General features: G+C 49.9%; 6 protein-coding genes. 1 reads left to right on the top strand and 5 read right to left on the bottom strand.

Annotated features, from left to right (window positions below; genetic code table 11):
- Positions 1–7: 7 nt before the first annotated feature.
- From NST94_RS06860 to NST94_RS06850, 3 genes are all read right to left on the bottom strand, one after another.
- Entirely contained in the window at positions 8–1,144 is a 1,137-nt protein-coding gene (locus tag NST94_RS06860; RefSeq protein ID WP_339281815.1) for a glycoside hydrolase family 88 protein, read from the bottom strand.
- A gap of 72 nt (positions 1,145–1,216) precedes the next feature.
- Positions 1,217–3,025, bottom strand: coding sequence for a hypothetical protein (locus tag NST94_RS06855; protein ID WP_339281814.1), 1,809 nt, complete (start codon positions 3,023–3,025; stop codon positions 1,217–1,219).
- A 73-nt stretch (positions 3,026–3,098) separates the two neighbouring features.
- Positions 3,099–4,241 (bottom strand): DUF2264 domain-containing protein, encoded by a 1,143-nt coding sequence (locus tag NST94_RS06850; RefSeq protein ID WP_339281813.1) that lies wholly within the window; start codon positions 4,239–4,241, stop codon positions 3,099–3,101.
- A 180-nt stretch (positions 4,242–4,421) separates the two neighbouring features.
- Here NST94_RS06850 and NST94_RS06845 point away from each other — a divergent pair, with 180 nt between their 5' ends.
- The gene (locus NST94_RS06845; RefSeq protein ID WP_339281812.1) at positions 4,422–5,258 is read left to right on the top strand and encodes an AraC family transcriptional regulator; all 837 of its coding nucleotides are present in this window, start codon (positions 4,422–4,424) and stop codon (positions 5,256–5,258) included.
- A gap of 168 nt (positions 5,259–5,426) precedes the next feature.
- Here the strand turns inward: NST94_RS06845 and NST94_RS06840 are convergent, their stop codons facing one another.
- Both NST94_RS06840 and NST94_RS06835 read right to left on the bottom strand, forming a co-directional pair.
- On the bottom strand, positions 5,427–12,107 hold the full coding sequence (locus tag NST94_RS06840) for an S-layer homology domain-containing protein (protein WP_143766441.1): 6,681 nt from the start codon (positions 12,105–12,107) through the stop codon (positions 5,427–5,429).
- Between the two features lie 144 nt (positions 12,108–12,251).
- Positions 12,252–13,091, bottom strand: a complete 840-nt coding sequence (locus NST94_RS06835; RefSeq protein WP_081383301.1) for a carbohydrate ABC transporter permease — start codon at positions 13,089–13,091, stop codon at positions 12,252–12,254.
- Positions 13,092–13,103: the final 12 nt, after the last annotated feature.

Genomic DNA, 13,103 nt, shown 5'->3' with positions numbered 1-13,103 from the left:
ATCCCCCCTATTCCCAGTAGAACGGTCCGGCTTCTTTCAGCCGAGCTAGCGCTTCTATATAGAAGAAATCGCCATAGATAAGCGGAACATCTATATTCCGATTCTCAGGATAGTTACTCGTACCATGAAGCAGCAATCCTTCTTCTTCTGCATTGTCCCAAGTTCCATAATTCCTATAAAGGGATTCTGTAATTCTTATAGCCCCGTTCCGATACACATGAGCCTCCAAGTCGTCAACCTGGCTAGCTAACAACAGCAAGCCACTCGCTGCGCAGGAACCAGCAGAGCTATCACGAATCTCGCCAACTTCACCGGGAGCACGGAAATCCCAATGTGGAACGTGATCTTCGGGCAGACGGGTCAAGAAGAAATGCGCGACCTGCTTGGATGCATTGAGGTAACTCTGTTTGCCCGTATGATGATAGGCCAATGACAGTCCGTAGAGCGCCCAGGCTGCCCCGCGCGACCAAGCCGACTCGGGCGCATAACCTTGCCCGCCAAGCTTTTCAACCACTTCGCCCGATTCCGGGTTGAATTTGACGATGTGATAAACCGAACCATCCGGCCGGATGAAGTGCTCCAGCACCGTATCCATATGCGCCTCAGCGACATGCCGATAACGTGGATCCCCTGTTACTTCGGAGGCCCAAAAAAGCAGGCTGGTATTCATGCAGCAATCGATAATGGCTACCCCGCTGTTATCCTCGCCTTCACTCCATGGATTCCAGGCCCGGATGTAGCGTCCTTTCAGATTGAAGCGGGCCGCCAGATAGTTGGCTGCCTTCAACGCCCGGACTCGTGATGCTTCTCTGCCCGTGAGCTTGTAGTTCGCAACACTGGTCAACAGCCACATAAAACCTAGGTCATGGTCCAGCTTCACATAACCATCTAGCACCTCGTCAAGACGTTCCTCACACTGCTCAGCAATCGCTTTCAAATCCTCATCACCACTCTCAGCATAGAGCTGCCAGAGCATTCCCGGCCAAAAGCCAGCCGTCCACCAGTTTGGTGCTTCAAGCACGTATTTGCCGCCTTGACTGGCATGGGGGAATTCTGCACCGATTCTCCGGCTGTTCGTTCTAGTCTTCTCCAAGGCTTTGCCCCAAGCCTCGTCTACCCAAGCTTGCTTTACTAATCTACTCATCTAAATCCCGCCTTTATTCGAATTAGCCTCTACCCTCTGATAGAGGACTTTTTATAAGCTCAGGTCCATCTTTTATAGAAATTGAAAAGTGAATGCCAGTTTGCCCACCGCGCCAAGCTGAAGCACATGGAAGTCCAGACTATACCAGAGCTTCTCCATGCCAAAATGATCCCGGTACATATGCACAGTAATCTCCAGCTCAACTTTCAGCGAATCGTATGTCACTTCAACGCCGCGAGCCGTAGTCCCCGGCAGCAGCAAGGTACCCGGATGAAGGAGCTTCGGCTCACGCCAGGTGACAAACCGCTCCGTCCAGCTCGCCGGAATTCCCGCATACCGGTAAGTGTCTGTCAGCTCCAGCCGTGGACATTCCTCTTTATGCCAGACGAACGAACGGATTAAGGACTGTAGTCCTGTTACCTGATACGCCTGTGTCAGATCCAATGTCAGCTCATCATTCTCCTCCGCCGATGCATGCAGCACTGTGGAGCTGAACGCCCGACCGGCCAGCTGATACTGGCCATCAATGATCGGCAGCGAATGGCCCTGCGATCCATTGCAGTCATACTGGTAACGGCCAGCCCCAAAATAATCAGCGGTATACTCTCCGCTTCCAAGATCGGATGCGTAGATCTCTCCCCGGCCGCTCAGAATGAAATGTCCCAGATCATTATGGTTATGCGGTTCAGCATTGTGCCCGCCCTTGGCTGCGAATCCGAATGAACCCGCCTCCGACACATAACGCGAGACAAGCCAAGCGGCATCAGGGAGATAATAGCTGGCGGCTTGCCAAGCTTCGTCCTCCTTGCCAGCCGTCGTCCAGATCAGATTGCGGAAAGCCGGTGCAAAGCGGCTGCAATGATCTTCAGTGTAAGGAGCGCGCAAAGCGGATGGGGGGCGTTCGACATCCGTACAGACTTCCGCCAGATAATGAGACAATCCCATATGTACTAGCACCTGAGGCACTGAATCAGAGAAATTGGCTACATGACTTCCGTCAATGAAACATTTTTGTTGGAAGCGCGCGATTTGCGCTACCTTCTCTTGGTTGAACCAGTCCAGTCTGCCTGCGCTTCTGGAACAGAGGAGATCGCTATAATAAGTGAAATAACCAAACCCATAATTCCAGTATCCAAGGCCTTCCAGACAGGCACCGTCCTCACCGAACCCTTCCAGGTAATACAACATGGCGCGCTCTGTCCTCAGCAGAATATCCGAAAGCATGGCTGGGTCCTCCACAGACAGCAAGGCAGCAGCCCCGATTGATCCCGCACAGACCGCTGCCCAATTATGCCGCGCTGTCTCCCAATCATAAGGACCATTTTCAAGAAATGGACGAAACAGTCTCCGCTCTACTTCATGGTGGATTCGGGATCTCAGAAGCTGCGAAAGTCGTTCCCCGAGCAAAAGTAAAACTTCACTTAAAGTAAATCCGGTCTCGGAAGAAAACAGATCAATATACCGGTTGATATCAGCTGCATTATGATCCGCTGGGAGGTGGGCCGGAAGACACCAGGTGTACTCATCGCATATAGCCCAGAGGATGTCCTCCAGCTTCTCCAGTACTTCCGGATGTTCCGGCTCCAGCAAAGCCAGAAATACATAAGTATTCAGCCTTCTTCTCCGTTCAAAATAAACCCGTTCATATTCCAGCCTCGAACCCGTACGCGAATAAATGGAAAATAACGTATACGACAGTTCAGGTATAGATTGCCCGTCCAGCCTTACCGCCTCCGCGCGGATCTCGCTGATATCTGCCTGTAGTACTCCTGATGATAACGCCCGTTTCCAAAAAGCAGCCGCATCCCCCTTTGGATAATACAAGCTCAGATCGACTGGCTTCATTTTATGCACTATTTCCAAAAGCATCTGTTTATTCATGCCTTTTTTCCTCCTTATAGGTCAGTCAGATCCGCGAAGCATCTTATTCATCACTAATATGGCTGAATACTTTTTATTCCAAGGCATGATCTCTCATAACATCCTCACCGGCTGCAATTTTTAGTGAAGTCCATTTCATCTCTTCCCCTGACCAGAATGGATCAGAAGGGAGCAGCCCCAGCGGGAGGAATACGGAGGCGCATAGATAAAGACTGCCTGTATTGATATAGCTCTCCGCAAGCTCCGGCTGATAACCGTATACCCCCGGACGTAGCCATCCGGACTCATCAAGCGTACCCGGATATTCCATAATTCGCGTAATCACAGCTGTCAAAGCGCAGCGTACCTGTGCAGGAGGCAATGCTTCCTCCAAAAAATGCTGCAGCGCCGCCTGCGACAGCAGTTGAAATGCCCCAAAACGATAAACGATCGAACGCCCGATAAAGGGATAGGTTCCATCCGGTGCAATGATCCGTTCGAGAACAGTAGCGTATCGCTGTGCCCGTTGTTGAATCAGCGGTTTCAATGCGGAATATTGCTCCGACTCCTGTTCAAAAAGTGCTACCACATCCACCAGCATCGGCTGAATAACAAAGCTGTTGTAATAATCCCAGTGAAAGTCCTTGCCATCCCCGTAAACTCCGTCGCCCTTATACCAATCCATGAACATATGGACCGCATAACCAACGCGCATCCGGTCATATTCAGGATCGCCGAGTATATACAAAGCGGCTTCCACCATCGCGCTGAACAGCAGCCAGTTGCTGCCGCTTGGCGCTGTCCGGCGTGTCTGCTTCAGCGCTGTTATTACATTTCCTTTGACCCGCGCACTCAGCTTGCCGGCAAGCTGCTTTGGCGCACGCACCAGCGCGTGTGCCAAGAATGCCGCATCAACCAGCGGTTGGCCTTCAGTCTTGAATTCCATATAGTCAGGTGAATTCGGATCAACAGCGGCATCAATGGCTTCCAGCATTAGCCCGGCATAACGGGCTCTAAACTGTTCTTCCTCACCCTCAAGTCCCTCTAGCTCAAGCCAAGGGGCCATTCCGCATGCCAATCTCGCAAAAGCCTCCAAATGGGCAAACTGGCTCCGGTCACTATGAAACTTAGTAGGCAACTGTTCCTTTAATTTCCGCTCAGCCAAAGCATTCAGCACAGGCCCCCCGATCAGCAGCATTGTATCCAGCCAGTATTTACGCTGTTCCTTCCCATTCATGCACAATTCCACCCTTTCAATTGCATCTAATCAGCTACAGCTACTTCTCTTGCCTAACGCCTGAATCTTGTTATATTGCGTAATCTTCTACTATAGTTTAGTGTTGTATTATTGCAATGTCTTTGCGAATAATGATGTTTTATTGCGTATATTGTGATCAATCTGAAAGGGGCAGTTCCAATGAAGCATGCCCAGTATTATGAGCCGTTCGATGGAGATATTCTGGCAGGTATCGGAAATTCGCCGATCTCACCTACCAGGGATTTCCACATCCATGACCACTATGAAATTTTCCTGTTCTTGGGCGGCAAGGTGAACGGTTTTGTAGATCAGTTCAGCTATCCCCTGCAGCGGGGCAATGTCCTGTTGTTCAACAATCACGAGATTCATAAAATCATCAATTTATCTCCGGAGCCCTATGAACGGTTGACAATCCATTTCAAAGCTCCACTTGTCTATCCCTTCTGTACCGCATCTACAAATCTGCTCGCTTGTTTCCAGAACCGCCAGCCCGGAGAGCATAATCTCGCGCAAATGGATGAACCGCTGATTGCAGAGTATACAGCCCTTGCTTCCCGCCTGATTGAGACATTAGAGAATCAGCAGTACGGGAGCGAAGTTCTGGCTCTGACCTACCTGGTTCAGATCCTCGTCCTCATCAATGAGCTGTACAGCCGCACCCGATCTACCGTGCCCAGCATCATTTCCTCACATATTCAATCAGCCATGAGCTATATCGACAACCACTTGCATCTAAATCTGTCACTGGAGCAAATCGCTGGAGAACTGAACGTCGATAAATATTATCTCAGCCATCTGTTCAAACAGCAGACAGGCGGAACCATCTACCGTTACGTCTTGCTCAAAAAAATTGCGTTATCCAAGCAGCTCTTGTCCGCCGGGAACTCCGTATCCGATACCTGCTATCTGTCCGGCTTTAACGATTATGCCAATTTCATCCGTACCTTCAAGAACATCACGGGCATTCCACCCGGAAAATATAGTAAAAGAAGCTGAGCTTTAAAACTCAAATTCAAGGATTTTTCAAAAAAAGATGCAATCGCTACTGCGGTGAATAGTTGGACTTCCGGCCGCTGTTTTCCTAAGCACTCCCCCGCCTCTCCAAATCTATAAAGAACCTGGCAGCCCGCTTAATGCAGCCTGCCAGGTTCTTTGAAATGCTACTTACAAATATCCCAGCAGATTGGAGATAACTTGCGCACCTTCGGCACGGGTCATCGTCTCTTGTGGCGCGAATTGCTTATTGCCGCGTCCCTTGATCAGTCCCGCCTGTTCGGCGATGTTTGCTGCGTTCTTCGCCCAGTCATGAACCCGGGAATAATCACTGAACGATCCTACAGCAGGTTCATTGGTCTCGCTTCCCTGCAAATATTCATAAGCACGAACGATCATCACAGCCATTTCCTCGCGGGTAATGCTCTGATCCGGGGCGAACGAATCCGCACTGCGTCCGAGCACGATACCCGTTCCGCTAACAGCTGCCACGGCTTCGGCATACCAGGCTTTGGAATCCACATCACCAAATGTTGCATGGCTTCCTGCCTTAAGCCCAAGCGCGCGTGCAATCATAGCAGCGAATTGTGCCCTAGTTACATCCCCTTGCGGATTAAACTCCGTACTGGAAATGCCTTCAATAATATGCTTCGCAGCCATGGTCTTAATCACATTGCTGGCCCAGCTGTCACTGCTGACATCTGTGAACAGCTTATCGTATTCCAGGACTGCATACTGGCTGAAATGCCGTATTTCAGCAGTCCATTTACCATTAGTCAACGTTCCGCCCATGAATTCAAGCGCACCATTTGCAGAAATATAGTAGCTGCCGAGCAAGCTTGTATTGGCATCCGGATCTACGTTGAACGTAAGTGTCAACGGTTTATCAAAAGCAGTTACCGTTACAGCAGTGCCGTTCGCAGCAACAACCTCCAAGCTGAAGTTAATCACATCACTCGCCGCAGATAAATGTACGGAACCATTAACAGCCGGATTATTGATTAACTGTTCCACAGCATCTCTGGATACCTTCACTGCTGAGAGCTTAATTTGCGCCCCCTCCGTTTGACCTCCAGTAGCTTTTTCTTGAATGCTCTTCAGCACTTCTGGGGTCAGATCGATAGCAACCTTACTCCAAGCCAGACGTAGAGTGTTCTCTCCGATGATTCCTGATAGTCCTGCTGGAAGCAGTACGGATTCTGTAGCTTCAGTAAGCTGAACCGTTATTACTCCTCCAACCGGTGCCGTGAAATCCTTTGGATCAAGAACCTTTTCGGTCTGCGGCAGCGGTGTTGGCGTTGGGGACGGGGTGACTGCTGGTGTCGGTGCTACCGTCCACACTGGTGCTTCCGTTGGCGCCGGCGTAGATGTTGCTGCTGTTGTTGGCTCCGGTTCCGGCGTCGATGTCGGTGTTGGTGTTGGTGTTGGTGTCACTACCGGAGGTTGCTCTGCTTCGCCCACTGTCACGGTTCTAGTCACTTCGATAGCCGCGTTGCCCGCCGCATCACTCACATTATAATGATAGGTGTAGATGCCTGCCGCCTTAGTGTCCAGTGCCAGCACATTCTCCTCATTCTTCGTAATCGTTGCTACAATGTGCTCCGTAATGTCGCCGTCACGGTCATCTACCGCTGTCGCTCCGGCATCCATATAGCTTGCGCCATTTTCCTGTTGAATGGACGGTTCACCAAGCAGTGTAATCACCGGCTTCATTACATCCGGATCAAGTGCAACGACTACTTTTCTTGTCACTTCTTCAGCCTCATTGCCCGCAGTATCGCTGACATTATAATGGAAGGTATAAATATCAGCTTTCGCTGTATCGAGAGCAGTCAACCCGTATACTTCACTGCTAACTGTTGTAGTTATACGGTCTGTAATATCACCATCCTTGTCATCATAAGCAGTCGCTCCTGCATCTGTATATTCAGAACCGATGTGCAAATTCACTATTGCATCACCTAACAGAGTAATCAAAGGCTGAACAGTATCCGGTTCCGGCAGCTTGATTGTTCCGCTCACCGAACTATCCGCTGTAGCCTCTCCCTTACTAAGTGATACCGTAAAGCTGAAGCTGCCGTTAGTCTCATCGGTTGCTTCTTGGAAGGAAGACAAGGTAATCTCACCGATCGTAACTCCGGTATCATTGAAACCGGGCAGAGCGCCTATCGTCTGCAGCAGCCAAGTCTGGACAGCTTCTTCGCTGTTTGCCGCTTCCTTCTGCACGCTGTATACCGCACCTTCTATGATACTCTTAGCCTCATTTACAGCCTGCTCATTAACAACACTGGCTTTATCTCTAGCTACAGCCACATAGCTGATCAATGCAGCCTGATTGCCTGAATACGTATTGTTTATTGAGTATTTCACAGTACCGCTCACCGGAAGCGTGAAGTCATAGTTAATCATAGCGCCATTAGGACCTGCGACGAAGCCGGTTCGGACCGGTTTGGTCACTTCTTTCCCTTCAGCGTCGATATAGCTAAGCGTAATATCCATCGTGCGGTTGGTGTTGTTCCACCAGTCCCGATGGAATGACGTAATCGTATATTTGCCTGCATTCAAAGGGAGCAGGTATACAAGTGGATTATTTTTTGTATCGGAACCATAAACACCTGTCTGACTTTTATCAGAGAGAACTACAGCGCCACCAAGCCCCTTGAGGAGGTACTTAGTACTGGTATGCCCCCATACGCCATTGCCTGTCGAAGGCTGATCCGCCTTGTTATTAAGCAAGCTGTCACCTACAAAATCCTTGATTAACGTATACGGCGGCGTGATACCGTCCACCGATACACCAGCATCGAGGAAGTATAAGAGCCCCTCCGGTACCACTTCCACATAACAAGTTGTTTTCAGATTTCCATAAGTGCCGGTTACAGCTACCCGTTCATACGGATTGTTGAAGCTGGCCGCATTTACATTCCACTTTACTGATACCAGCAATTTGGATCCGTCTGCCCGAGTGGCTTCCACCTTGTCTGGAAGATTCGGCAGTTTTCCGGCATAAGTAGCCAAATCCTGAGGAGCGACAAGCTCCCGTATATCTCCCGTAGTCAACTGGTTCTGGGCGGAGATCAGGCGTGCTTCAAGCTGAGTAACTCCTTCCTGATCCAATTTGTATAAAATAGGATTATCCAGTGCTTCCTGTGCAGCGCTCTGTGCATCTACGAAGAGCTGCCAGTCTCTGTCCGAATATTCATCCTGTTTGTTCATTTCTTTCGCGGCTGTTACCGCCGCCTGAAGAGCAGCAGTATCTACAGTACCGGTTACTTCCCCGGAAACAACCGCCACCGCGTCGACAACCAAGGTGCCGCTTACCACCTTTATCTGCACATGGTGCTGGCCATATTTAAGCCCGCGGAGTGCGTACGTCTGGTACAGCTCCTTGGAAGCTAATGTATCAGCCGATAGAGCAATAACTTTTCCGTCCACCGTTACCTCAAGCTTCGCCGATCCGTTATTCGCTCCTAGAATATCCAGTCCGGTGCCTTCAAACGTATATTCCATTGCAGCGTCTACAGCCTGGCTGGTAGAAAGAGAACGCTGGTAAATGTACATGCCCGCTCCATTTATATGGCTCCACGACCCGGTATATATCAGTTTAGGGTTCGGAGCAGCTGCCAGGTCATACATCTCAAGATTGTCTAGAAGCTCTGAATAATACGGCGTGTAGCCCTCAACCTTCTCCACCTTCAAATTATCGAAGCGGACGTGATAGTAGCCGCTGGCCAGATCTACCCGGCCGGACAATTCAGGAGTAGGGTCGGTATAGGAAGCCAGCTTCACCCCATCCAGATAGGCAGTCACTTTATCGCCTGCAACCTGAACGGCAATATTATGCCATGCGTCATATGCGGTATCGAATCCGTCGATCTTCACGCCGCCGGAACCGTTCGCGGCATTTCCGCTCGCAACTGCGCTATTGTTGACCAGCAGCTGCCAGCCGCCGTCGAACCAGAATTTCAGCACATACGGTGTACCGGTTATGGAGTGGGAACTGCCACCTCCCTGATAACGGGCGCCTATCGCAGCATAATTGGCTCCGCCCTGAGTATTGTTTGTTTCGAACGAAACATCAACACTGGCCTTGTAGTTCATCCACCGGTTGTCGCCGATGGCCGTTACGGGATCTCCGCTGTTCCATGTGCCGCCAAGCCCCATGGTTCCCGTGTCCAGCTGCTGCCGCAGGACATAATTGTCTGAACCGTCCGGAAGATAGGCCTCAAATGCCCCGTTGCGGTCATGGGTAAAACGCGGGATAACGCTTTGGGAACCGCCGCGGGATTTGATATAGCTCTGGGTACCCTCAGATTGACCGCCTGCACCAATCTTCACAACAGTCTGCTTGGAATAGTCAAAATCATCAGCGTACAGAATGTTGTCCCCAGTACTGTGTCCCGCTCCTGTAGTATCGGTATCTAGTACGGTACGCTCGCCTTCTACAGGCAACGGTGTATTATATTCTTCTTTGTCCTTGTTCTTCAAAGTAGACACAGTCACGGTCGAATACGGTTTAACCTTAACGGTATACACCCCGCTGCCATCAGCAGTGGCATCACCGAGATACTGCATATAATTGCTGTTGAACGCTTCTCCTGCATCAGCGGCACGGGTTTCCCATACTTCCATGGATGGATTACCCGTATAAGCCATATTGACTGTCTGCAGCTTGTAGATTTTGGAATACTCGCTATCGTTCACGATAACCGTAGAGAAATCTTTTTTATCAGGTGCTGCAAGGGTTATATAGCTAGGGGAACCGTTGCGGCCGCTGACCGGATTGGTGCCTGTCGCACCTGTAGAGCTGGCTTGAGGAACCGCTCGCCAGATCCCAGCAGTATTATCCTCGTTTTCCCAGCCTACATTCGCAAACCAGCTGTAATGCTGCAGAGTGACAAGACCCGCATCATAATGAATCCATCCCGACCACGGATCGCGCATGCTGACCAATTCCTTGAAGGAATATTGTCCGCCTTCATAAAAGGAACCAATGGCGGGCTGGTAAATAAAGTGTGTCCGGCGGGAGTTAACGAATCCTTTAATAATCGTGTTACTCATCTCCAGCGGACTGCCGACACCACCAATTCCTGTTCCTGCCACTGTAGGATCTTTCATATTGTTGTTGGGACGGAAAGAGGAATTACTGAAGGTAGACTGCGCCTCGCTGTTCCAAACCTCAATATCATATTGTTCTGCAAGTTTTTTGAAATTGCCTGCGCTGTCGTCGTCCGTGTTGTAGTGGTATCCAGCGATCGGCACGGCTTCCCGCAGAGAAGGATCACTCACCATACTGGCACCGAAACTGCCAATCCCGACTTCATCGGATATCACAGACTTGATCCGGTTGTACAGTTCCCGCTCTTCGGTGCTGTTGAAGCCTTCGCTGTCAGTCTTGACTCTCTCAGCGTACTGTTTGGTCCACGCCAAATCTGGAGCGTGCTCGTTGATATAAGGATTAACGTAATCGGCCATATAACCGTATTCACGATAAGCGGCCAGAATGGTTTTTTTGTACCAGGTATAGATTTTGTCGTTGTTATTCGCCCAGGCCGGAGCACTCCATCGCAGGATGCTCACTTTAAGATCAGGGTTCACTGCCTTGGCATCTGCGGCAAGCTGGAAGCCGGGATGCCGGGTAACATTTGCCTCTTCATCGGCCGTACGCATAGTCGCCGGGTCAGGTCCCGTGGAGTTATTGCGGTCATTGCCCATCTCGATTTTCACATGCGTCATGAGCGGATGTTCTCCACCAAACAAGATCTGTAGCATTTCTGCATAAGCCTCTGGATGCTCTGACTTATAGTCCATCAAAAGCGCACTGGTGCTGTTAGCGCTTAGTACGCCAAATCCCTTGAATGTGAGGCCGTTGACATTGTCAGCTTGGATATCGTTGCCGTCAAGCAGAACCTTGACCATAGAAGCTGCGCTCTGTGTAGCCTCTTCGATCTGTTTCTTGATTCCGCCCTTGGCAACGGCGAACCAGCTCAAAATAGGTTTTTCGTCAGCAACATAGGCGTAAGTCAACGTCATTGGACTACTAACGTCAATGTCTCCAGGAATGGTGAATTCGCCGGAAATTAGCTTAGTCACATTAGTGTTGAACTGGTCAAACAAGATCGTCTTGGTTGCCCCGATAGCATCCTTATACTCGATCTGAGGACGTATTACACGGGAGCGGCTGCCGTACCAATCATGGAAACCGCTGCTGAGCGTATAGGTTCCAGCTTCAAGCGCTTTTAATTTATACACGATATGATTGCTGGCAGGGTCGGCACGAAGTCCGACAGTCCATAGGGACGGATCGGTGGCTGGATCGGTAAGTCCCCCGTCTTTGGAATTCTTGACCTTGTTTACGGAATCATCAAATCCCCAGTCCGCCGTACCGCTGATATACTTCTGGTCGGGTGACTGGTTGAGCAAATCGCTGCCGCTCAGCGTGCGGACCGCTTCGTACAGCGGCGAGGAAGTAGGCCCGTTGCCTACGGAATCGCCCCCTCTGCCGCTATCCACAAAGTAAACCAACGGATTACTTGCGGGCGGAATAACTTCCACACTGGCTACGACCGGCCCCCCGTTTGCTGTACCGCTGACGGTCACGGCATCGTATGGCACGGCAAAGGTATCTGCTCCAATATTCCAGTTCACTGCTGTGCTCTGGCCTCCGATATCAATGCTGGCTGGCAGAGTAGTATCTGCAATTGTTGTAGCCCCCATATGGGCGGCAGCGTAGATAGAATTTACGGTAGCAGCAGAGGCTGCAGGCAGAGTGAATGCCGGAAACATCCCAACTACGAGCGCAGTAGTCATCGTTATTGAGAAAAGCCTTTTTCGAAAGTGCTCTCTGTTCATTCTCTTCTCCTCCTTTGATGGCCAATAATAAAAGAAAGCGTATTCATTTTATTATGAATAATTACTAGAGTTATACAGACCCCTTTGACTTATAAAAAAACCTGGCAGCCTATGAAGCATGCAACTGCCAGGTCAAATACGGTTCTAGCCCTTAATGCCCGATGCTGCAACACCTTGTACAAAGTACTTTTGCAGAGCCAGGAAAACAATTACAACCGGAATAATGGACACCACACTCGCGGCCATAATCAGGCCATATTCGGCGGAATATTGCGAGATGAACATTCTTAGTCCGATTTGGATAGTCTTGAGTTTCGTATCTGTCAGATAAATCATTGGCCCTAGGAAGTCATTCCAGGTAGCGACAAAGGTGAAGATCGTCAATGTAGACAAGGCTGGCTTGGACAACGGCAGCATGATTCGCGCCCAAATTCCATATTCGCTCAAGCCGTCAATACGGGCAGCCTCGCATAATTCATCCGGAACACCTTGATAGAACTGGCGCATCAGAAATACTCCAAATGCCGAGAATGCCTGCAGCAGTATGATTGCCAAATGCGTGTTGTTAAGTCCCATGTAACGCATCAGGATAAATTGCGGCACCATGTAAGCCTGCCAAGGGATCGCAATTGTTGCAATATATCCAAGGAATAGAATGTTTTTTCCCCGGAAATGCAGTTTGGAGAACGCGTACGCAGCAAAGCTGGAAGTCAGTAGTTGTAGAATCGTTACGATAATCGATAATTTCGCCGTATTGTAAATAAAACGGCCCAGCGGAATCCGTGTCCAGATATCCGCGAAATTCTCCCAGCGCGGATTCTGTGGAATCCACTGCATTGGGAAGGAAAACACATCTTTGTTCATCTTGAGTGAAGAAGACAACATCCATATATACGGAACCAGCATCGCCAGTACTGTCGCAAACAACAAAATATACACAAGAACCATAATGCTGATTCTAAGTCCTTTACTTTTACCAACCATATCTTTTGAATC

It is taken from the genome of Paenibacillus sp. FSL H8-0282 (assembly GCF_037963825.1).
In the GTDB taxonomy this organism is placed as follows: domain Bacteria; phylum Bacillota; class Bacilli; order Paenibacillales; family Paenibacillaceae; genus Paenibacillus_AQ; species Paenibacillus_AQ odorifer.
The sequence above is the reverse complement of the archived record's forward strand: the minus strand, read 5'-3'. Positions and strand labels throughout refer to the sequence as shown.